This window comes from Mesorhizobium sp. BHbdii, from assembly GCF_053848045.1.
The window spans coordinates 1,597,441-1,620,266 of sequence record NZ_JBSPKX010000001.1 but is presented as its reverse complement, the minus strand read 5'-3'; the positions used below and the strand labels follow the sequence as shown (position 1 = coordinate 1,620,266).

The following is a 22,826-nucleotide window of genomic DNA, read 5'->3' as shown; positions in this document are numbered from 1 at the left end:
GCCCATCCTGTGGATGACGGGTTAATGATTGGCCCGGAAAAATGTTGCGATAACGGCGCCGGAATCACAGTTCTGTTAACCTTATATTTAAAGTTTTACGTATCGCGCCGAATGCATGTTTTCTTTACCCCGGTGTGTCATTACGATACGACAGGTCCATTTTCAGCCTCTTGCGTGGGACACGACAAGCAGAATCAATAAGTCCCGCGGCAGCTTGTACAGGGTAGCGAAGGCATGGCGAAGAAAACAACGACGAGAACGCTCGACAACGACGTAGCCAGGGAACTCGAAAAAGCACTTGAAATCGATCTGAGCGGCGATGCCGGCGGCGACCTCGACATCGCAGCGTCGATGGAAGATCTGGAAACGCAGATATCGCAGGCTGCCGACGAGTTGGCACGCGAAGGCCGTAACCAGAATGCCGAGCCTGTCGCCAGCCAGAGCGAGAATGCCGAGCCCGTCGCCAGCCAGAGCCAGAAGACGGAGCCTGCCGCCAACCAGGACCAAAAAGCCCAGGACCAGAAAACAAAACCCGCGGCAAAGGACGAACTGCGCCCTGTGGAAACGCGCAATGGCACGCAGCCGGCCGGCTTCACGCCGGCCAATGACCCTCGTCAAAAAGATTACAAAACGCTGCTGCATACCCTCAATCGGCGTGCCTCGAACACGATCTACTGGGTCGTGGCGCTCGTTTCGCTTGCCTGGATCGCGGGCGCCGGTGCATTGGCCAACATGCTGTTTGGACCAGGCATCTGGCAAATCCGCACGCCCGGCCAGTTTTTCGCCCGTCCCGAACTGATCGGCCTGGCGATCGCTGCGATCCTGCCCGTGCTGCTGTTTTGGGCGTTTGCAGCCATGATTCGCCGCGCGCAGGAGATGCGCATCGCGGCTCAGTCGATGACGGAAGTGGCCTTCCGCCTGACCGAGCCGGAAAACATTGCCCAGGATCGCGTCATGATGATCGGGCAAGCCGTCCGCCGCGAGGTGGCGGCCATGGGTGAAGGCATTGAGCGCACGCTTGCGCGTGCCGTCGAGCTCGAAACCCTGGTGCACAGCGAGGTGAACCAGATCGAACGCTCCTACTCGGAGAATGAATCCCGCATCCGCTCGCTTGTCGACGGGCTGGGCAGCGAGCGCGAAGCGGTGGTCACCCACGCCGAACGCGTGCGCGCCTCGATCACCGGCGCGCATGAGACGCTGAAGGACGAAATCGGGGCGGCCAGCGACATCATTCGCGACAGCATTCTCAACGCCTCGACCAACCTGTCGATGACCATAACCAATTCCGGCGACACCCTGATCGACAGGATCAACCAAAGCTCGTTGTCGATCTTCGATTCGGTGGAAGGCCGGCTCGAATCGATCACGGACCGGCTGTCGACCTCCGGCGAAGCCTTCGCCAGCCTTCTCGATACGCGCATCGCCAAGCTGACGGACACGACCGACGGCCTCACCCGGTCGCTGACCGACCTGCTCGACGATCGGACCTCCGGCATGGTGTCGTTGCTCGGCGGCGCCGCGCGTACGCTCAACTCCGAATTTGAAGCCAGCCTTGACGGCATCGAGCGGACGCTGGCCGAACGCGGCCAGGCGCTGATTAGTGAATTTCAGACCCGCGCCGAAGCGCTCGACACCGGCACCCAGAAGCTCAACGCCGCGCTCGAGGCTCGCGCACGCCAGATCAACGAGACGCTGGTCGAGCGCGCGCGCGAAATCGCCCATACCTTCCAGGAGAGCAAGGAGACGCTGTCGGCGATGATCGATCAGGGCAAGACCCAGATCGGCGCCGACATGGCCGACATCGTTTCGTCGACTTCGTCCATGCTTGAAGCACGCGCAGGCGATTTCGCAGGGCGCATGGAAGCGGCCCGTCATGTGGTGTCGCGCTCCTTCGACGCCGACATCCAGCGGCTTTCCGATGCCCGCGTCGGCATCGAAGAAGCCGTCGAGAACCACAGCCGCAAGCTTTCCGAAAGCCGCGAACGCATGGCGGCGGCAATGCAGGCCGATCTTGCGAAATTCGCCGAAAGCCGCGCCGGCATCGACGCGGCTGTCACCGACCAGGTGCAGAAGCTTGCCGAAGGCCGCAACCTGATCTCGCGCGCCCTCGAAGAGGATCTGCGCAAGGTCAACGAGTCAAGCGCCGCCATCGATGCTTCGCTTGGCAGCCATCTCGAAAGGCTCGAAGAGGGCCGCAACAGGCTTTCACAAGCCTTGAACGAAGACTCCGGAAAACTTGTACAAGCCCGTACGATCATTGACGAAATGGTTGCCGGCCATGTTGGGAAGCTCGCCGAAGGCCGCAGCATTCTTTCACGCGCCCTCGAGGCCGATCTCGGCAAGCTGGCCGACAGTCGCACCAGCATCGACGGCCTGGTCGCCGGTCAGGTCGAGAAGATCGCCGAAGGTCGCGCCATACTTGCCAAGGCGTTGGAAACCGACATTGTCGGCATCAAGGATCTCATCCAGAGCCATTCCGCCAAACTGGCGGAAGACCGCAGCCTGCTTTCGCGCTCGCTCGAAAACGACCTGTCCGGTATCCGAGGCCTGATCGAGGACCATTCGGGCAGGCTCGCCGACGATCGCAGCCTGCTTTCGCAAACGCTCGAGGCAGACCTCGCCAAATTGGCGGAAAGCCGGTCGAGCATCGACGGGCTGGTCGCCGGTCAGGTCGAGAAGCTGGCCGAAGGCCGCGACATCCTCAAGCGCGCGCTGGAATCCGATCTCAACACGATCAAGGACGTCATATCAGGCCAGTCCGAAAAGCTGGCGGAAGACCGTGGTCAGCTTTCGAAGGCGTTGGAAACCGACCTGCAAAGCGTGAATGGCCTTATCTCCGATCACATGAACAGGCTCGCCGAGGACCGTTCAATCCTGTCGAAGGCACTCGAAGACGACCTCGCCAAGCTGGCCGAAAGCCGGTCGAGCATCGATGGTCTGGTCACCGGCCAGGTCGAGAAGCTGGCCGAGGGCCGCGACATTCTCAAACGCGCGCTGGAATCCGATCTCAACACAATCAAGAGCGTTATCGCAGACCAGTCCGAAAAGCTGGCGGAAGACCGCTCGACCCTGTCCAAGGCGCTCGAAGACGACCTCGCCAAGCTGGCGGAAAGCCGGTCGAGCATCGACGGGCTGGTTGCCGGCCAAGTCGAAAAGCTGGCCGAAGGCCGCGACATTCTCAGACGTGCGCTGGAAGCAGACCTCAATACCATCAAGGGTATCGTCGCCGACCAGTCGCAGCAGCTGACCGACAATCGCGCTCAGTTTGCGCAGGCGCTGGAAGCCGATCTCGGCAGCGTCAACGGTCTTGTAAACAGCCATGCCGAGAAACTCCTCCAGGAGCGCTCGACCCTGTCCAAGGCACTCGAAGACGACCTCGCCAAACTGGCGGAAAGCCGGTCAAGCATCGACGGGCTGGTTGCCGGCCAGGTCGAGAAGCTGGCCGAAGGCCGCGACATCCTCAGACGCGCGTTGGAAGCAGACCTCAATACCATCAAGGGTGTCGTCGCCGACCAGTCGCAGCAGCTGACCGACAATCGCGCAGAGTTTGCGCGGGCGCTGGAGGCCGATCTCGGCAGCGTCAACGGTCTCGTAAACAGCCACGCCGAGAAGCTCATCCAGGACCGCTCGATCCTGTCCAAGGCGCTTGAAGACGACCTCGCCAAACTGGCCGAAAGCCGGTCGAGCATCGACGGGCTGGTTGCCGGCCAGGTCGAGAAACTGGCCGAAGGCCGCGATATCCTTAGACGTGCGCTGGAAGCAGACCTGCAGAAAATTGCGGCGAGCCGCGGCGAGGTGGACGACATCATCGCCGGGCATGTCGGCAAGCTGGCCGAAGGCCGCGACGCGCTGACCCGTGCGCTGGAGGACGATCTCTCCAAGCTCGCCGATACGCGCAAGGAAGTCGACCGTTCCCTGTCCGGCCATATCGACCAGATCGCCGCCAGAAGCACCGACATTTCGGACGCCATTGCCGCTGACGTCGAAAAAATCGAGCAGGCGTTCAGCCGTCAGACCGGCATCATTGAGGAGCGCGCCGGAACCATGGAGCGCGCGCTGTCGACCGGTGTCGACAACGTCCGCAGCGTGCTCGAAAAGAGCGCCGTCTTCGTCGCGGGAGCGCTGCGTGAAAAGGTAATGGAAGTCACCAGCGCGCTGCATGAGCAGGCCGGCGCCGCGTTCAGCGACGCCGACCGCAAGATCGCCGAGCGTGCCGAGCAGACCTCGGCCGCCTTGCTCGCCAGGGCGGAGGATATCGCCCGCACCTTCGAAGAGGCGGACCGCCGCCTCGCCGCACGTGCCGAAGACACGTCGAGTGCGCTCATTGCCCGCGCCGAGGATACATCGAGCGCAATCATGGCCCGGGTCGACGACACATCGAACTCCTTGCTGACGCGCGCCCAGGAGACGGCCGACCAGCTGGCCGCTCGTGCCAGCGAGATCGCCGGTACATTCGATGTGGCGGACCAGAAGCTGGTTGCCCGCGCGGTCGAAACGGCGCAGTCGCTGGCGGCACGCGCCGGCGACATCCTGCGCAATTTCGAAGGCGCCGACGAACGGCTCGGCGTGCGCATCGGCGAATCGGCCGAAGCGCTCGCAGCGCGAGCATCGGACCTTGGCCGCATTTTCGATGCCGCCGACCAACAGCTGATCTCGCGCATCGCCGAAGGTTCGGAGGCGCTGTCGGCCCGCGCGTCGGAGATCGGCCGTATCTTCGACGAGGCGGATCACCGTCTGGTATCCCGAATCGCCGACAGCACGTCGACGATCGGAGAACATGCCGACAACATCGTCGGGGCCTTCGCCAGCACCGAGCAGCGGGTTGCCGAACGTGCGCGGCAGACCGGTGAGGAACTTGCCGTCCACGCCCGTGAAATCGAGCAGGCGCTCGCCGGCGCCGACGAGCGCCTGGCATCCAGCGCGGCGGCTGCGGCGGCTCGCGTCGAGGAGCAGGTTGCCGGCGTCGAAAACCGTCTCGTCTACACCACCGAAACGATAGGCCAGAAGCTCAACGAGCAGGTTTCGACCGCTGAGGCGCAACTTATTTCGCGCGCCAACGCGATCGCCGAAACCTTCACTGCGGTCGGCCAGCATATCGGCCAGAGCACCAACGACGCGGCGAAGACCATCGGCACAAACACCCGCGAGCTCAACACCATGCTTGCGGCACGTTCGGCCGAGATCTCGAAAATCCTCGACGAAACGGCGCGGCCGCTGGTCGAGCGCTTCGCCCAGGGCGGCTCGGAACTGCAAAAGAGCATGGAAGAGGTGACCGAACGCGCCACCGAGAAGCTGCGCAGTGAAAACGCCACCCTCGTCAATGCGCTCGCCAGCCGCACGGCCGAAACATTGTCGGCCGTCGAAGGCGCGCGCTCGACGCTCGCCGACAGTGTCGCCGATCTGATCGGCCGCATGAGCACCTCGAGCTCGCAGCTCGGTCAGTTGATCGAGCAGGCGGCGGCCAACCTCGGCCAGGTCGACGAACGCCTGACCGGCAGCACGCAAAGCTTTGCGGCGACGACGGAAAAAGCCGCGCAGACCTTCGCCAGTTCGGCACGCCTGGTCGATTCGAACACGACACGGCTTACCGAGCTGTCATCGGCGACCTTGCGCGAGGTTGCCTCGATCGCCACCAAGTTCGACGAGCACAGCCGATTGCTGTCCAGTGCTTCGGATCTGTTGAGCTCGGCCCAGAGCAACCTCGAACACACGCTGGAAAGGCAGTCGTCGCTGGAGGACCTCGCCGTCGGCCTGGTCAAGAAGTCGGAGGATCTCGAAAAGGTCATGCGCTCGTTCGAGGATCTGGTCGGCCAGACGTTGCAGAACGCCGAAGGCAAAACGCTGGAGTCGGCGGACAAGATCCGTACCGCCATCTCCGACGTCGTCGACTCGGCAACGAAGCGCTTCGCCGACGCGACCGAGGAGATGCGACGCACCGCCGGCTCGATCAAGAGCGAGCTCGACCTCACCCGCGCCGAGCTCAAGAAGGGCGTCATCGAGATGCCGGAAGAGGCAAAGGAATCGACCACGGCCATCCGCCGCGCCGTTTCCGAGCAGATCAGCGCGCTGAAGGAATTATCTGAAATCGTTGCGAAATCGGGCCGCAGCACCGACTCCTCGGAGCCGCGCAACCTGCGTCCGGCACCGCAAGCGCCTGCCGCGCGCGCCACTGAGCCGCTGCGCCGTCCTCCCGCCCAGCAACCCGAACCTCGTGGCCCGCAGGCGCCATCGGGTGACACCGCACTGCGCGGCACGCTCGACCTGGAACGCCCGGCTGAGACGGCGCCGCGCCAGCGGGACCCCAATGGCCGTACGCCGCAGGGCGGCTGGGTGCGCGATCTTTTGACCGGGGCATCGCGCGAAGAGGGCGCCAAGCCGGCGGCACCTTCGGAAGCGCCACGCTCGGCACCTGCCCAGCGCTCGCCGCTTCACGTCGTGGAGTCGCTTAACTCGCTTTCCGTCGACATCGCCCGCGCCATCGATCACGACGCCTCGATCGAGCTTTGGAACCGCTACCGGCGCGGCGAGCGTGACGTGTTCACGCGGCGTCTCTACACGCTAAAGGGCCAGCAGACTTTCGACGAGATTCGCCGCAAATATCAGATGGAGGCGGAATTCCGCGTCGCGGTCGACCGCTACTGCGACGATTTCGAAAAGCTGCTCAAGGACGTGTCGCGCAACGACCGCGACAACATGATGGCGCAGACCTACCTGACGTCGGACACCGGCAAGGTCTATACGATGCTTGCCCACGCCAGTGGCCGCCTGCATTGATTAGACGATAGGAACCAAAAAGGCGGGAAATTTTCCCGCCTTTTTCATGCCGTGCCGACCCTTCGGGATGATGCTCTATTGATTGATCTCCGGTTCGACGAGCCTTGCCAGGTTTCGCAGCGAGTCCTGCCAACCGAGATAACAAGCCTCAGCTGGAATGACGTCCGGCACCCCTGCCTGCGTGATGTCCAGCTCCGTGCCGACTGATACTTTCTTCAGTATCACCGTCACCTGCATCTCGCCCGGCAATTTAGGATCGTCGAACTTGTCCGTATAGCGCAGGCGTTCGCCCGGAACGAGCTCGACATATTCGCCGCCAAACGCGTGGCTTTTGTCGGTTGTGAAGTTGCGGAACGACATTTTGAATGTGCCGCCGACTTTGGGTTCCAGATGATAAACCGTGCAGGTAAAGCCGTTGGGCGGTAGCCATTTCGCGAGCGCGTCCGCCTCAAGGAAAGCGCGGTAGACTTTTTCTGGGCTGGTTGCCAGGACGCGGTGCAGGCGTACGGTACTGGGCATATCATTTATCCTTGTGATGTCGATCCATGCCCAAGGACGAACGGGTCTTGACCAATCCGACACAAGTTCTGAGGTTTTTTGGAACCGGGGCCGCAGACCTTCATGTTAGGCTCCCTGCGACCGCTTTTCGACCCGTTGCGGAAGTTCGTTCGACCCTGCCGAATTCACGCCCATGACCCTAGTCGGACATTCCAGGCCCAAATTTTCTCCCAGATAGGGACCTCCAGTGGAACTCACCGCTTTGACCCAATCCAGTTGTTACTCGATTTCGACCTCAATGTCGCAAGAGGTGGCGAAAGCGGATCTTGACCGAGCTAGATGCGTGTCGCCTATTTGGCCCGCTCGATACGCAGGGTATATGAGCGGGCTTGCAATGGTGAGCCTGGCGCTACCTGCCCGGCCGGCTCAAAAACAAGGGTGGGGCCTATTCGGAGCTCGCCACGGGTGCGACCAGCGGCGCGATGCGGCGGATCGCGACGCGCCGGTTCTCGCGTTCGGGCTCCTGGGTTTCAACCTTCAGGTACTGCTCGCCATAGCCCTGCGTCTCCATGTTCTCGGGCGCGATGTCGAAGACGTTGGTCAGCGCGGTCGCCACCGCCTCGGCCCGCTGGTCCGACAGCGCCAGGTTCGCCACCTCCGCCCCGACCGCATCGTGAGCGACACTGGAAGATGCCAATCCCGCACCCACGTCCAAGCGGCCTTTGCCTTTCAGGAAAGCTCAATGACGGTCAGATCTTTTGATAATGATCTGGCGACCCCGTTCTACTATGTTCGCCCGCAGCGACGTCGAACCGCTAACCCCTGTGCGGTCCTTGCAGCGAAGCAACACGAAGGCCGGCCAACGGGTCGGAGAGGCGACCGACAGGGGTCACCTCGATGTTGGTCCGGAAATGTCGCAACCGAGCCGGCCGGGGCATCGGCTCGGATTTCACCGCTATGGCGCGTTCTACGTCTCAATCGGGTGGCTTTGCGACACCAACTAGCAGCAAGATCGAAGTCGGGAATCAGGCGGGCACCCGTCCTGCGATTCATGCACCGACGGCAATTTTGATCAGGCAATGAGCTGATGCGACCGGCGGTATTCGGCACACGCTTTTCAAGCACGGTGCTATTGGACAATCTCTACCAGGACGCGCTTACCTTGATAGCCCGATGAGTTTAGAATTGGTCTTCCAGGCGGCTCGTCAGAAGCCGCCGGCGAAGAGGCCTATCAAGGGAGGAAACCATGACGCCGATCGAACCAAACAGGTCGCGTACTTGGCATAGGTCAGTGCTCGGCGCGGCCGTGCTCGGCATGGGCGTGCTGCTGACGGGAACAAGCGCCGGCGCCGGCTCTGTGGACAAGACCCCATTCGGAAACACGCAGGACGGCAAAGCCGTCGATCTCTACACGCTCACCAACGACCGGGGCGCGTCCGTCAAGTTCATCGCCTATGGCGGTATCATCACGGCGATCAATGTGCCCGACCGCTGGGGCAAGCTCGACAACGTCGTGCTCGGCTTCAAGGAACTCGCCGACTACGAATCCATGAACCCCTATTTCGGCGCCTTGATCGGGCGCTACGGCAATCGCATCGGCGGCGCGAAGTTCACGCTCGACGGCACGCAATACCAACTCGCCGCCAATAACGGGCCGAACAGCCTGCACGGCGGCACGAAAGGCTTCGACAAGGTCGTCTGGGCGGTCGAGCCGCTGAGCAGCGTCAGCGGCGCCGCAGCGCGGCTCAACTACACGAGCAAGGATGGCGAGGAAGGCTATCCCGGCACGCTCACGGTCCAGGTCGTCTATAGCCTCACCAACGACAACGAGCTGCGCATCGACTACGAGGCGACGACCGACAAACCAACCGTGGTCAATCTCACGAGTCATTCCTACTTCAATCTCGCCGGCGACGGCACGGGTGGGGTCGACGATCACATCCTCACGATCAACGCCGATCGCTACACGCCGGTCGATGCGACCTTGATCCCGACCGGGCAGCTCGCCTCCGTGACCGCGACGCCGTTCGACTTCCGCCAAGGGGCGCCGATCGGCGCACGCATCCGCTCGAACGACCCACAGATGGCCTATGGCCGCGGATACGATCACAACTTCGTGCTGAACCGGTCGGGTGGTGGACTTTCGCTCGCCGCCCGAGTCTACGAGCCGCGCTCGGGCCGGATCATGGAGATCTCGACCACCGAGCCCGGCGTCCAGTTCTACAGCGGCAACTTCCTCGATTCGACGCTCGTCGGCGCAGCCGGTCAGCAATACCGCCAGACCGACGGCTTCTGCCTTGAGACGCAGCACTTCCCGGATTCGCCGAACAAGCCGTCATTTCCAACGACGGTGCTGAAACCGGGCGAAACGCTGAAGTCGACTACGATACACAAATTCTCCACCGACGCGTCCTAGCGTTGCAGCTGCGTTCTTTTCTGGTTGCTGAATCGATGGGTCGCCATGATACGGAGATCATGGATGACGGGCGTTTCGATCGAGACGCTGGAGCTCTGGGCGTCGTCGCTGCGGGAGGCAAGACAGCGGATCCGGAGCTTGTTTGCTGGCGCTATGTCCCCGGCCGAACACACAGCCTCTCCGCGGCGAAGCAGGCGAACGTTGCGGCTTTCCATCGCCCCCAAAGCCGTAGCCAAATCAGACCTTCATGCAAGTCGCTGTCTACGTCCAAAAGGGGGGTCGATTCAAAGCTGTGGCGCGAAGGGCGGCTTTGGAGAAGCGCCGGGAAGGTCGGTAATTGGCGCCCCCTGCTCGTTCCAGTCGTCGAAACGGACGGCAGCTCCCCACCCGTCTCGGCCATTGGCGGCAGCCAGATGATTGAGTTTGATCCTAAACTGCACCCGGCAATTCCGGCTGTATCAGATCACCGAATCGGTCCAGCGGACGATGTCCTTGGCGGCATCGCCGAATGCGCGGTCGAGCGCGCCGACATAGGCCTGGTTGCCGCCGCCGGAGACGGGCGCGGTCGCGGTAAAGCTCTTCGAGGCGCGCACCTCGCCATTGCGGTCGTTCAGTATCCGCACGAACAGCTCGACTTCGGCATGTTCGCCGCCGTCGACCCTGACTTCGAAGGAACGGACCTCGACGATGACCTGGTAGTCGATCGCCAGCCCCTCGCCCGGCTTGCCGACACCGGCGAAGCTGCCCGAGCGCTGGAATGTCTCGGCCAGCCGCGCCTGCACGATCAGCGGCAGCCGATCGGCCCATTGCGCGCCCTTGAGGTACTGGATCGAGCGCACGGACGGCTTGATGACGATGTTCTGGCTGTCCAGCGCCTTGAGCGCGGAGGGTTGGGCAATGAGGATCTGGCGGCGGCTGCGGCCGCGCGCATCGAGCGGCGGCGCCGACAATTCGAATGTGTCCAGAGGCGCCGGCCCGCCGCCCGGCAAAAACGCGCAACCGGCTACCAAAAGCGTAAGCAATGCCACACCCGCTTTAAGCCCGCCCGATTTGACCCCGCCCAATTTAAGCACGACCGACTTCACACGCGATCCCCGTTGTCCCCGAATCGTATGAGCAACCCGCATCCGTAGCGCACTTGCCCGCTGTTCTTGGGGCGGGCGAAGGCCGAAGTCAACGCCGCACCCTGCCGTCGAATTGCCGAACCTCGCCTTCGCCGCCTGACAGGATACGCTGCGGATTTCGGCTGAGATCCGTCACCGCCTCTTCGATGCGGCTGATCGAGCGGCGGCTGTCCTGGACCAGCGCTTCGACGTTCTGCAGGCCCTGACCGGAGAATCGGGCCAGATTGTCGGTGATGGTGCCGAGGCGGGCGTTCAGGGTGTCAGCGACCTGCTTGAACGATCTCAGCGTATTCCTGGCATCGGCTATCATGCCGTCGGCCTGACCTGAGCCGAGCAATGTATCGACCTTGGCGAGGATGCCGTCGACGCGCACCGAAGCGTCGTTGAGACGCTCCGCGAGCTGCTGCGCGTCCTTGATGGTCTGGTCGATATCGTCGGCCCGGTTGGCGAATTTGCTGGTCACCTTGGCGATGTCGGCGGCAGCCTCGTTGGCGTTTTCGCTGGCCTTCTGGATGTTGGCCAGCGCGGTGCGAACCTGTGCCGGGTCGATGCCGTCGAGAACGCCGTCGACTTTGGCCAGCGTGCCTTGCGTCCTTTGAGCGAAATCGTTGATCGACCCAACCGCCGTGTCGACATTCCTGACGACCCTGTCGAACTGCTTGCTGGTTTCCTTCAGGTTCGTGGTCACCGTGTCGACGTTGGCGACGATGCTCTTGATCTGGTCCTTGTCGACGGCGTTGAGCAGTCCTTCCGCCGCCTTCAGCGTGCCGTCGAGCTTGCCCGAGACACCCCTCAACTCGTCCGAAAGCGAACTGACGCTGGCGAGGAATTTGTCGATGCCGTCGGAGTTCTTGGCCAGCGCGTCGGAGAAGGTCTGCACATTGTTGACGGTCTGCGTCAGCGGCCCGCGAACGTCCCTGGTGAAGCCTTCGAGCTGGGTGAGAACCGTATCGGCGCGGGTGAAGATGTTCTGCGCCGTCTGCAAGAGATTGGTGACCGCCGACGGATTGGCGACGATCTCGGCGACACGGCCTTCCTTTTCCGCCAGATCGAGGAGGTTGGGCTCCTTGGGATCGGCGCCCTTGAGTTCGATATTGGCCTGACCGGTGAGGCCGGCGAGGCCGATGTCGGCCTGCGTCGATTTGGTGATCGGCGTCATGCGGTCTATTTCGGCGTCGGCTATGGCGGCGGTCGGATTATCGACGTCGATATAGACGCGCCTGACATCCCCAACCCTGACGCCGTTGAACAGCACGAAGCTGCCGCGGCCGAGGCCGGAAGCCGATCCCGGAATGCGCACCCGCAGCATCGCCGTCTCACCTCTGTCGCCGATCGCTGCCGTCCAATAGACGAACGCGAACGCTGCCAGGATCGCGGCTAGCGTGAAAATGCCGACAATGACGTAGTTGGCTCTGGTTTCCATTTATCCACTTATGGCTACGCGCGGGCCGCAAGATCAAGTTGCCGCGCACGTTTTCCGCGAAAATAGGATTTCACCCAGGGTTCCTCGCTTCTGAGCATGTCGTCGATCGTGCCTTCGACCAGCACTTTCTTTTTGCCGAGCACGGCCACCCGATCACAAGCTGTGAACAGCGTGTCGAGATCGTGCGTGACCATGTACACGGTCAGATCCATGGTATCGCGCAGCTTGACGACCAGTTCGTCGAATTCAGCCGCACTGATCGGATCGAGGCCGGAGGTCGGCTCGTCCAGGAACACGATGTCGGGGTCGAGCGCCAGTGCGCGCGCCAGCGCCGCGCGCTTGATCATGCCGCCGGAAAGCTCGGACGGAAATTTCTGCGCCGCATCCGGCGGCAACCCGACCAGTTCGACCTTGAGCATCGCCAGCTCGTCCATCAGCTTTCTGGGCAGGTCGAGATATTCGCGCATCGGCACCTGCACGTTTTCGAGAACCGTGAGCGCCGAAAACAGCGCGCCGTGCTGGAAGAGGACGCCAAGGCGCATGTCGATGCGAAGACGCTCCCTCTCGCTCGCCTTTTCGACATCGACGCCGAACAGCTTGATCGTTCCCGACTGCTTGTGGACCAGGCCGAGGATGGTGCGCAGGAGAACCGACTTGCCGGCACCGGAGGCGCCGACAAAGCCGAGGATCTCGCCGCGCCTGATATCGAGCGACAATCTGTCGAGAATGACCTTGTCGCCGAAGGACACGGTGATGTCGTGCGCGGAAAGCACGATCTCGTCTTCGTCGGCCCCTTCCGCAACCCCAGTCGCCTTTGTACTGCCCTGCGTCGCCATGTCAGAACTCGATCGCCGCGTAGAACATGGCGAAAAGCCCATCGAGGATGATGACCACGAAGATCGACTTCACCACCGAAGCGGTGACGTGTTGTCCCAGCGATTCGGCGCTGCCGCCAACCTTCATGCCTTCGACCGAGGCAATCGTGCCGATGATCATGGCCATGAACGGCGCCTTGATCAGCCCGGCAAAGATGGTGCTGAGATCGATGGCGACACGCAGCCGGTCGATGAACGCCGCCGGTGCGATGTCGGAGTAGAGCCATGCGGCCAGGATGCCGCCGCCGAGTGCGGCGAAATTGGCGATGATCGTCAGGCAAGGCAGTGCGATCACCAGCGCGACCAGCCGCGGAAACACCAGCACGCCGATTGGATTGAGCCCGATGACCTTTAGCGCGTCGACCTCCTCGCGCATTTTCATCGAGCCGATTTCAGCCGTAATGGCGCTGCCCGAACGGCCGGCGATCATGATCGCGGTCATCAGCACGCCGAGTTCGCGCAGGATCAGCACGCCGACCAGATCGACGACGAAGATATCGGCGCCGAAATAGCTGAGCTGGTAGGCGCCTTGCTGGGCGACGATCGCGCCGACGATGGCCGACATCAGCACGACCACCGGGATGGCGCCGACGCCCATGCGATCGATCTGGTTGAAGATCGCCGCCGGATTGACCGCATGGCCGCGGCCGAGCTTCATCTGCGAGCCGCGTATCGTGGCGCCCAATATGTTCATCGCGGCTAGGAAATCGTCGCGCATTTCATAGACACGCCGGCCAACCGCCTCTAGCGCGCGAATGATGATGTTGGGCGGCTTTGTGCCGCCGGAATCGGGTTCGCGCCGGACCGCGTCGCCAACGGCGCCGAGCAGGATCGAGGCAATCTCGCTTTCCCCTTGCAGCCTGATCTCGACGCCTTTCTTTTCGAAGGCGCTGACCAGGCGGTCGATCAGCCAGGCTCCGGCGGTATCCATCTTCTCGATATGCGAAAGGTCGAGCGCCAGCGTCTGGAAACCGCTGCGCTTCTCGATCTTGCGCATCTCGGCGTCGACCAGCGTCACGGTGCGCGTCGTCCAGTTTCCGGAGAAGGCGCAGCCCAGAACGCCACCCTCCTCACCGACCGCGACGCGCGGCTGGTGGTCGGCCTCCTTGGCGGTCGTGCCGCTTGCGTCGCGTTTGCGGATGGTAAACATGGCGTCCTGTTAGCCTGACGGGCCAATCTGTTTAACCTGACGAAACCCACCTGTCGATTTGCCGACAAGCTCGTTGTCGCACAGCCGGAGCAGAAAAATATGGCGCGTGTCATTTCGGTCGAGGCCGAGCGCTTTCCCATCGCCGGGACCTTCACCATTTCGCGCGGTTCGAAAACCGAAGCCGAGGTTATCACAGTGACGATCCACGAGGACGGCCAGAGCGGGCGCGGCGAATGCGTCCCCTACAAGCGCTACGGCGAAACGATGGACGGTGTGCGCGATGCGATCGAGGCGATGCGGGGCGAGATCGCTGGCGGCATCAGCCGGGCCGCGCTGCTCGATACCATGCGCGCCGGAGCCGCCCGCAATGCCATCGACTGCGCGCTATGGGACCTGGAGGCGAAGATCACAGGCAAGCCGGTCGCTCTCAGCATCTGCACGGCTCCGCCGAGCGCGCTTGAGACGGCCTACACGCTGTCGCTCGGTGAGCCCGAAGCGATGGCAGCCCAGGCCCGCGCCAACGCCCAGCGCCCGCTGCTCAAGGTCAAGATCGGCGGTGACAACGATATGGCCCGTATCCGCGCGGTTAGGGAGGCGGCACCGGCGAGCCGCATCATCCTTGACGCTAATGAGGGCTGGAGCGACGACAACATCGTTGCAAATCTCGCCTTTGCCGCCGAATACGGCATCGCCCTGATTGAACAGCCGCTGCCGGCGGGCCGTGACGGCATCCTTCGCCAAATCGCGCATCCGGTGCCGATCTGCGCCGATGAAAGCGTGCATGAGGCAGAGGGCCTGGCCTCGCTTGTCGGCCTTTACGATGCCGTCAACATCAAGCTCGACAAGTCGGGCGGCTTGACCGCTGCCCTCATCCTTCGCGATCGCGCCCGCGTACTGGGTTTTGACGTCATGGTCGGCTGCATGGTCGGCACGTCATTGGCCATGGCGCCGGCCGTGCTCTTGGCGCAGGATGCCGATTTCGTCGATCTCGACGGGCCGCTGCTGCTGGCCCGCGACCGTGTTCCCGGTCTCGTCTACCAGGGTTCGCTGGTGTCACCGCCCGATACGGCGCTGTGGGGCTGAACGCGCGGCAAGCCCGATCAACGCAAGGCCGATAAGGGCGATCGGGATCATGGCAAAAAAGCCGTCCACGCCGAAGCGGTCATAAAGCGGGCCGGACAAGAGCGTCACCACGGCCGTAAAAAAGCCGTTGGAGAAATAGGCGATGCCTTGCGCGGCCCCGGTGCGCTCCTCTGCGATCGTCTCACCGATCATTTTCTGCAGGCCGATCAGCACCAGCGCCACGGAGACCGCATGCAGCGTCTGAACTGCGAAAAATCCGGCGACGCCAAGGCCGAGCGGCCAGATCATGGGGAAGGCAATCCAGCGCACGATCGCGCCTATCCCGGCCATCACCATGATCGACACGACCGAGAAGGAGCCGAAAACCCGGGTGAAGACCATGAACATACCGATCTCGGCCACCACACCCCAACCCCAAAGCAGCCCGACCACCTGATCGCCGATGCCGATCGATTTCCAGTAGATCGACACGAAGCCGTAGAGAAACGCGTGGCTGGCGGTGATGACGCCGACGCCGATGGAGAAATACAGGAAATAGGCGTTGAGGAGTTTTGGCGCCGATTGCTGGATGTCGGCCGCCGAAAGCAGCGAGGCACGGCGCGGACGGCCGAGCCGCGGCGCGATCAATCCGACGACAAGTGCGGCGCCAAACGCCACGAAGATGATCATCGGAACAGCCTGGGCGCCCGTCGCCGACAGGATGAAACCGCCCGCAAGATTTGCGCACAGATAGGAGATCGATCCCCATTTGCGCATGCTTGCGTAGTTGGAGCCGAAGCGGCGCACTCCCGACAGTGCCAGCGAATCGGCAATCGGCGAATGCGGTGTCCAGACCACAGCGAGCGCCAGCGAAACAGCGAGCACCATGGCGTAGGTCGGCGTCATAAAATAACCGGCGGACAGCGCCACAGATGCGGCCATCAGTGCGACATAAACATGGGCGCGGTCGCTCGCCCTGTCGGCCAGTGCTGTAAGCAATGGCGTCGTCACCACGCGCAGGAACATTGGTGCTGCGAGAATGACCGCTATCTGCTCGGCATCGAAACCCTCTGCCTGCAACCATAGCGGGAAATATGGCAAATGTATTCCGAGCGGCACGAAAAGCGTGAAGAAAATCAGGCCCATCCGCAGTTCGAAATGACGCGGCTTGACGAGCTGTTCGGGTGAAAGCGGCGGCAGGGAGGACATCAACAGGCAATCCGTCGGCGCAGCGTTCAGCCGAGTCGGTCTGCAGCGCACGCCAATTCCATAACATGCTGAAAAAGTCGGCGGAACCGCTTGGACTAATCGATTAAAGCGAGGTGAGGTAGGGTTTGGTCAGGCAGCCTGGACTGCCCTGCCCTTGATGTCGATCGGCACGAGCACTTCGTTGCCGACCGGAGCCTCCGGCAGGACGTGCGGCCAGTGCAGGATCTCCATCCGGCCGTCGAAATGCTCGACCACCGCGGTGCAGCTCTCCACCCAATCGCCGGTGTTGATGTATTGCACGTCCTCATAATTTTCGATCGCGGCATGGTGGATATGACCACAGATCACGCCGTCGACATGCGAGCGGCGCGCTTCCTCGGTCAGCATGGTCTGGAACGAGCCGATGAAATTCACCGCCTTTTTGACGTTGACCTTGGCCCAGGACGAAAACGACCAATAAGGCAGGCCAAGCAGTTGGCGAAGCCGCGTCACCACGCGGTTGACGAGCATAGCCGCGTCATAGGCATAGTCGCCAAGATAGGCCAGCCAGCGCGCATTGTGGACGACAGTGTCGAACTGGTCGCCATGGATAACAAGAAGACGTTTGCCGTCGGCGGTCTCGTGAATGGCGCGGTCGGCGACGACGATGCCGCCGAAATGCACGCCTTGGAACTGGCGCGCGAACTCGTCGTGATTGCCGGCGATGTAGGTGATGCTGGCGCCCTTGCGCGCCTTACGCAGCAATTTCTGGACGACGTCGTTGTGGCTCTGGGGCCAGTGCCAGCTCCGTCTCAGCCGCCAGCCGTCGACGATGTCGCCGACGAGATAGATGATATCGGCGTCGTGATGGCGCAGGAAATCGATCAGGAACTCGGCCTTTGCCGCCTTCGATCCGAGATGGACGTCGGAGATGAACATGCTGCGGAAAGTGCGGGGCTCTGCGCCAGGCATTGGATTCTCACCGTTGCTCTCGCGCAGCCTATGCCCCGATTCATGCAACAACCGTATGACGGTTGCGATTGGTCCAGCCTCAAGAGTAGGTTGCCGCGCCAATCAGAGGAGAAATCGCCATGGATCTCGGTATTCGCGGAAAAAAGGCCATCGTCTGTGCTTCGAGCAAAGGACTTGGGCGCGGTTGCGCCATGGCGCTGGCCGAGGCCGGTTGCGATCTGGTCGTCAACGGGCGCAATGCCGACCAATTGGCGAAGACCGCCGCCGAACTGCGGGAAAGATTTGGCGTCGAGGTGACCGAAATCGTCGGCGACGTGTCGAAGCCCGAGGTGCAGAAGGCGCTGCTTGCCGCCTGTCCCGATCCCGATATCCTCGTTAACAACAATGGCGGACCGCCGCTTCGCGATTTCCGCGAACTCGACCGCGAAAAAATCATCGAAGGCGTCACCCAGAACATGGTGACCCCGGTCGAACTGGTTCAGGCTGTGATCGACGGCATGGCCGAACGCGGCTTCGGCCGCGTCGTCAACATCACCTCGCTGTCCGTCTATGTTCCCATTCCCGGCCTCGATCTGTCGTCCGGCGCGCGCGCAGGCCTGACTTCGTTCCTGGCCGGCGTCGCGCGGACGGTGATCGACCGCAATGTGACGATCAACAACATGCTGCCGGGCAAGATCGACACCGATCGGCTGCGCCCCCCGCATGAAGCCGGCACCCCCGAAGATCCGGCTGCTGCCGCCGCACGCAAGACCCAGGCAGCAGCCAACGTTCCGGCCAAGCGGCTCGGTACGCCGGAGGAATTCGGCCAGATCTGCGCCTTCCTGTGCTCAGTTCATGCCGGCTACCTGACGGGGCATAACATACCGGTCGACGGCGGCGCCTATGTCAGCGCGTTCTAGTACCGAACGCTTGGTACCCGCTGGGAACGCCGGGAGACGATCGTGACGGCTCTGAAGCAGGCCTTGCTTGCAGGTGGCCGTCGTCATGGAGCAGCTGGGCTATGATGGCCCCTTCCCGCGCTGGCCGCCCTACAGTGCATAGGGCCATTCTTCCGGCACGAAGCGATAGGCGTCGCCATCGCGCGCCACATGGCCGATGCCGGGGAACGGCAAATGCATGCCGGCGACCAGCATCCGGTCAGCAGCGACCCGGTCGAGCGTCCGCTTGCGCGTTTCGGCAGCCAGCTTGGAATCGACATCGAAGGCGATGCTCCAGTCCGGGCGCGCGAACTGGTAGGTCGCCATATGCACGACATCGCCCCAGATGAACAGCGCCTCGCCGTCCGATTCCACGATGAAGCCGGCATGGCCCGGAGTGTGGCCGGGCAGCGGCACGGTGCGGATCGCGCCGACCGCCTCGCCCTCGCTAGCCACCTGCCGCACGCGGTTCGCATAGGCGGCGGCGGCCTGGCGGGCGCCGATGAAGAACGGCCTTGCCCCATCCGGCGCCTGGTTCATGTTCGCGTCGTCATGCCAGAAGGCGTAATCGGCGGCGGTGACGATGAGCTCGGCATTGGGAAACAACGCCTGGCCGGCGGGAGTCAGAACGCCGTTGATATGGTCGGGATGCATGTGGGTAATCAGCAACGTGTCGATCTGGTCCGGAGACACGCCGGCCGCCTCGATAGCGGCCGGAAGTCGACCGAGTGACGGGCCCATGCTGTCCGACGTACCGGCGTCGACGAGCACCAGACGGTCGCCCAGATTGATGAGATAGGCATTGACCGGTGCGCGGTGCGGTCCGGGCTTCTGGAAGCTGGCCTCAGCCAGCCGCTCTGCATCGGCCTCAGCGAGCCCGATGACCAGCTCGGAACCAATGTCGATATAGCCGTCTAGCAGCGCCGTAACCTGGACCGATCCCACGTTGCGGCGCAGCGCGCCAAGCGTTGCGGCGTCGACTAGCGGCGCGCGGGCCAAGGCCGGAACGGAGACATTGGCCAGGAGAGTGCCGCCGGTTAGGCCGGCACCGGCGAGAAAATGACGGCGGGAAAGCGGCATTGCATCGTCTCCAGTTTGGGGATCCAGAGCTCCAGGCGGAGCAAGGCGGATCTATGTCATAGGCTCAGCTTTTTGAACTTGCCGATTCATTATATGTCTTATTACTCTTGTTTATTAATCACGGCGGAGAGTTGCCATCATGGACCGCTTGACCGAGCTGACCAGCTTCGTACGCGCCTGCGATACCGCCAGCTTCTCGGCGGCAGCGCGCGAGTTGGGCTTGAGCCAGCCGGCCGTCAGCCAGCAGATCCGCGCACTGGAAAAGCGTCTAGGCGTCCGGCTCTTTGACCGTACGACCCGCCATGTTTCGCCAACGGAAGCCGGCCGGCGTTATCTGGAGCGCGCCCGCGACATCATTGAGCGCATCGAGGAGGCGGACCGCAGCGTCGGCTGCCTCGAATCGAAGATGTGCGGACGTCTTGCCGTCGGCGCGCCGGCCAGCTTCGGCGCCGGCGTGCTTGGCAGCTATCTGATCGAGTTCAAGCGCGCCTATCCGGAACTGTTGCTTGACGTGGCGCTGACCGACAGTTTCGTCGATGTGATCGCAGAGGGGCTCGACGTGGCGATCCGTATGGGGACCATCGATGACAACCGGCTGATCGTGCGCAAGCTCGGCGTGATCGGGCGCTGCCTCGCAGCGACGCGAGAGTATCTCGACCGCCGGGGCCGGCCGCGGCGCCCGGAAGATCTCGCCGACCATGATTATCTGCTTTACGCTCACATCAGGAAGCGCGATGTCGTGCCGCTCACCGGCCCGGGCGGCGAAAAAGCCGAGGTGCGAATCCGGCCGGCCATGCGCTCTGACAATTCGCTGCTCAATCATCAGGCGTTGCTGTCCGGCGTCGGCATCGGCCTCGGGCACAGGGTGATACTCGATCCGCTCATCGCCGAAGGCTTGCTCGAACATGTGCTGCCGGACTGGCACTATGCGCCGCACCATGTGCATGCGGTCTATCCATCGAACCGCTTCATTCCGTTGAAGGTCAGGCGGTTCGTTGCCGGCTTCGCCGACCACCTCGCCGCGATGGGTGCGCTCATCGATGACAAAAAAGCATGAACATCCAAGGAAACGGCGCCGGCTAGCGAACTCTGAGGTTTGTACGCGCAGGGAATGGCGGACACGGGAGAGTCGAGATGTGGCGCGGCGGAGATAGGCGTAGCCTCGCAACCGCGCGGTGAGTAGCTATCGGGTGGAAGGTAGCCGCAAAGCCTGGAAGCGGTCGACCTGACACCTTTGCGGCTGCTGCTCCCGCAGGACACATGAACTACCCTTCATGGTCATTCCTCCTGCCGATCGAGAAACCGCTTCACAGCGTCGAGGAACACACCGCGCCCTGCGGCCTCGCGATCGAGATGCACGAAGTGCGTGGCGTCCGGGATGTTTAGGCGTTCCGCTTTTGGTGCTTCGTCCACGATTGTCTTCGCGTCCTCCGGCCGGCTCCAGAAATCCCGTCCGGAGCGGATGACGAGCACTGGCATGGTGAGTGCCGCCGCCGCCCATTGCCGGCGACCGAAGGCGAGTTCGAAGCTGTCGGCCATGGCGCCGCTTGGGGACCGGAAACTCGGCGGCTGGCGCGTCGGCGCCGTCTCGTCGGAGGCGAGTGCTGCATCACCATAGGCCGCAACGACCGCGGGATCGCGCCACTGGGCCTTGTCCGCGACCGGGATGCTGTCGTCCCAGGCAGTGAATAGGCTCTGACGTGTATTCATCCGATAACCGCCGAACGTATGGACATTGAACGTCCCGGGCCGGTCGGGATTTTCGAGCGGCGTGCCGGTTCCAAGAGTGGAGTGCTGGTCTGAGCCTCCGTGCAGGGTGTTGTAGAGGATGAGCCGGTCAACCGTCTGCGGAAACCGGCTGGCGTAGGCGCCGGCCCAATGTCCGCCGGTGGCCCAGCCGACGAGGCTGACCCTCGAAACGTCGCTCCATTTCGCGATAGCGTCGACCGCTGCGGAAATATCCGCCACGACGTCTTCGGTACGCATCAGGGGAGCGGACCTATCCGGCGGCCTGTTCATCGCCGCAGGGCGGCTCGATGCGCCGTAGCCGCGAACATCCAGGACATAGACAACGTGCCCGTCCGCCGCGAGGTCGGCGGCAAGCGACCCACCCGCAACAGGCAGATCGAAGGACGCAACGCCGGGCACGCGTGCGCCATGGACGAGGAGGACGGCGGAGTTGGCTTCGGACGCTGCGCCAGGACGGCGCACCTCCCGGACGAAGAGGCGCTCGCCCGTCCGAAGTTCGACGAACCTGTCGGCCCGGACGAGATCCGGCTCTCCTGCCGGTGCTGGAGCGGCGATCATAGCGGCTGCTGTGAGCACGAGGGGAAAGGCGGTAAAATGGGACATCATGACGTCTCCGGTCGCAATTGCGTTCCGCAAAGACTGCCAGCTATTCGATATCTTATCGATGACGCGTCTGAGGGTTTTCGATATCGTCAAGATATGGAACTTCGGCACTTGCGACATTTCCTTGCTGTTGCGGAGGATTTGCATATGGGTCGTGCCGCACTGCGGCTGGCCATGGCGCAGCCTCCGCTTAGTCAATCGATCGGGCGCCTGGAGAGGGAGCTCGGCGTCAAGCTGTTCGAGCGGGCCAACCGCCGCCTGACCTTGACGCGCGCCGGCTCGGCCTTCGTCGAAGAGGCTCGAGCATCCATACGGCACGCCGATTCGGCGCTTTATGTCGCCCGCGCAGCGCATGACGGCGAAGCTGGCGAGATCAGGATCGGCTTCGTGTCGGCGGCCCTTTACGAGCGTCTGCCGCACCTCCTGTCCCGGCTTCGCGAGAAATATCCGGACATCCATCCAAAGCTCATCGAGGTGTCCACCAATGAGCAGATTGCGGCGCTATCGCGCAGTGAGATCGACATCGGTTTCGTGCATCCACCGCTCGGGACCGACGAACGTCTCGACGTCCATGACTATCCTGCTGAAGATCTTATTGCCGTTCTGCCTGACGACGGGCAGACGCACGGGGTGACGCTGGCGGACATCGCCCGCCACGGGCTCATCATGTTTCCGGCTGCACAAGGCCCGGCGCTCCATGCCCGCATCGTAGACACATTCACCACGACTGGCCTCGAGGTGCGGATCGTCCAGGAGGCGACGCGGGCACTGACCATGCTATCGCTCGTGTCCACAGGCTTGGGCGCGGCCCTGCTGCCACGATCGACTCAGCGCCTTGTATTTCAGGGCGTCCGGTATGCAGCGATCGCCGACGCATCGCTGCCCGCGTGGCCACTTGCGGTGATCGCGAAACGGCGGCCACGGCCGGCCATCGTCGATAGCGTCTGGAAACTGCTTGACGGTCGGCCAGACGTGACTTGACCGCTGGCGATCGG

General features: G+C 62.8%; 15 protein-coding genes and 1 pseudogene. 6 read left to right on the top strand and 10 right to left on the bottom strand.

All coding sequences use genetic code 11. The features are described from left to right. Positions 1–234: 234 nt before the first annotated feature. Positions 235–6,774, top strand: a complete 6,540-nt coding sequence (locus ACWTU8_RS07820) for a kinesin (RefSeq protein ID WP_455847673.1) — start codon at positions 235–237, stop codon at positions 6,772–6,774. 75 nt (positions 6,775–6,849) lie between these two features. On the opposite strand, the gene ACWTU8_RS07815 is transcribed toward ACWTU8_RS07820, so the two are convergent. Next, positions 6,850–7,293: an SRPBCC family protein gene (locus tag ACWTU8_RS07815; protein WP_455847672.1), complete on the bottom strand. Its 444-nt coding sequence runs from the start codon at positions 7,291–7,293 to the stop codon at positions 6,850–6,852. Between the two features lie 424 nt (positions 7,294–7,717). After that, a pseudogene (locus ACWTU8_RS07810) lies at positions 7,718–7,945 on the bottom strand (OmpA family protein); the annotation flags it as partial. A 573-nt stretch (positions 7,946–8,518) separates the two neighbouring features. Here ACWTU8_RS07810 and ACWTU8_RS07805 point away from each other — a divergent pair. Then, complete coding sequence (locus ACWTU8_RS07805) at positions 8,519–9,688, top strand: aldose epimerase family protein (RefSeq protein WP_455841391.1); 1,170 nt, start codon at positions 8,519–8,521, stop codon at positions 9,686–9,688. A 458-nt stretch (positions 9,689–10,146) separates the two neighbouring features. Here the strand turns inward: ACWTU8_RS07805 and ACWTU8_RS07800 are convergent, their stop codons facing one another. The 4 genes from ACWTU8_RS07800 to ACWTU8_RS07785 are packed head-to-tail and all read right to left on the bottom strand — an operon-like array spanning position 10,147 to position 14,260. Next, entirely contained in the window at positions 10,147–10,815 is a 669-nt protein-coding gene (locus ACWTU8_RS07800; RefSeq protein WP_455847671.1) for an ABC-type transport auxiliary lipoprotein family protein, read from the bottom strand. 46 nt (positions 10,816–10,861) lie between these two features. Beyond that, positions 10,862–12,235, bottom strand: a complete 1,374-nt coding sequence (locus ACWTU8_RS07795) for an MlaD family protein (RefSeq protein ID WP_455841395.1) — start codon at positions 12,233–12,235, stop codon at positions 10,862–10,864. Positions 12,236–12,249: 14 nt separating this feature from the next. Further along, positions 12,250–13,071 (bottom strand): ABC transporter ATP-binding protein, encoded by an 822-nt coding sequence (locus tag ACWTU8_RS07790; RefSeq protein WP_065009514.1) that lies wholly within the window; start codon positions 13,069–13,071, stop codon positions 12,250–12,252. Between the two features lies 1 nt (position 13,072). Continuing rightward, positions 13,073–14,260: an MlaE family lipid ABC transporter permease subunit gene (locus ACWTU8_RS07785; RefSeq protein ID WP_455847670.1), complete on the bottom strand. Its 1,188-nt coding sequence runs from the start codon at positions 14,258–14,260 to the stop codon at positions 13,073–13,075. A 99-nt stretch (positions 14,261–14,359) separates the two neighbouring features. On the opposite strand from ACWTU8_RS07785, the gene dgcA reads away from it, so the two are divergent. Beyond that, positions 14,360–15,343, top strand: coding sequence for an N-acetyl-D-Glu racemase DgcA (gene dgcA, locus ACWTU8_RS07780; RefSeq protein ID WP_455847669.1), 984 nt, complete (start codon positions 14,360–14,362; stop codon positions 15,341–15,343). Here dgcA and ACWTU8_RS07775 read toward each other — a convergent pair. Both ACWTU8_RS07775 and ACWTU8_RS07770 read right to left on the bottom strand, forming a co-directional pair. Continuing rightward, positions 15,314–16,531, bottom strand: coding sequence for an MFS transporter (locus tag ACWTU8_RS07775; RefSeq protein ID WP_455847668.1), 1,218 nt, complete (start codon positions 16,529–16,531; stop codon positions 15,314–15,316). The two genes, dgcA and ACWTU8_RS07775, sit on opposite strands and share 30 nt — an antisense overlap. A gap of 129 nt (positions 16,532–16,660) precedes the next feature. Then, entirely contained in the window at positions 16,661–17,482 is an 822-nt protein-coding gene (locus ACWTU8_RS07770) for a UDP-2,3-diacylglucosamine diphosphatase (RefSeq protein ID WP_455847667.1), read from the bottom strand. 119 nt (positions 17,483–17,601) lie between these two features. Here ACWTU8_RS07770 and ACWTU8_RS07765 point away from each other — a divergent pair, with 119 nt between their 5' ends. Further along, complete coding sequence (locus tag ACWTU8_RS07765) at positions 17,602–18,381, top strand: SDR family oxidoreductase (protein WP_455847666.1); 780 nt, start codon at positions 17,602–17,604, stop codon at positions 18,379–18,381. Between the two features lie 129 nt (positions 18,382–18,510). On the opposite strand, the gene ACWTU8_RS07760 is transcribed toward ACWTU8_RS07765, so the two are convergent. After that, positions 18,511–19,479 carry an MBL fold metallo-hydrolase gene (locus ACWTU8_RS07760; RefSeq protein ID WP_455847665.1) on the bottom strand — a complete coding sequence of 323 codons (969 nt, stop codon included), beginning with the start codon at positions 19,477–19,479 and terminating at the stop codon, positions 18,511–18,513. A gap of 139 nt (positions 19,480–19,618) precedes the next feature. Between ACWTU8_RS07760 and ACWTU8_RS07755 the strand changes: the two genes are divergently transcribed. Beyond that, entirely contained in the window at positions 19,619–20,536 is a 918-nt protein-coding gene (locus ACWTU8_RS07755) for a LysR substrate-binding domain-containing protein (RefSeq protein WP_455847664.1), read from the top strand. A 221-nt stretch (positions 20,537–20,757) separates the two neighbouring features. Here ACWTU8_RS07755 and ACWTU8_RS07750 read toward each other — a convergent pair whose 3' ends face one another. Continuing rightward, positions 20,758–21,831, bottom strand: a complete 1,074-nt coding sequence (locus ACWTU8_RS07750; RefSeq protein WP_455848409.1) for an alpha/beta fold hydrolase — start codon at positions 21,829–21,831, stop codon at positions 20,758–20,760. A 147-nt stretch (positions 21,832–21,978) separates the two neighbouring features. Between ACWTU8_RS07750 and ACWTU8_RS07745 the strand changes: the two genes are divergently transcribed. After that, positions 21,979–22,812 carry a LysR substrate-binding domain-containing protein gene (locus ACWTU8_RS07745; RefSeq protein ID WP_455847663.1) on the top strand — a complete coding sequence of 278 codons (834 nt, stop codon included), beginning with the start codon at positions 21,979–21,981 and terminating at the stop codon, positions 22,810–22,812. Positions 22,813–22,826: the final 14 nt, after the last annotated feature.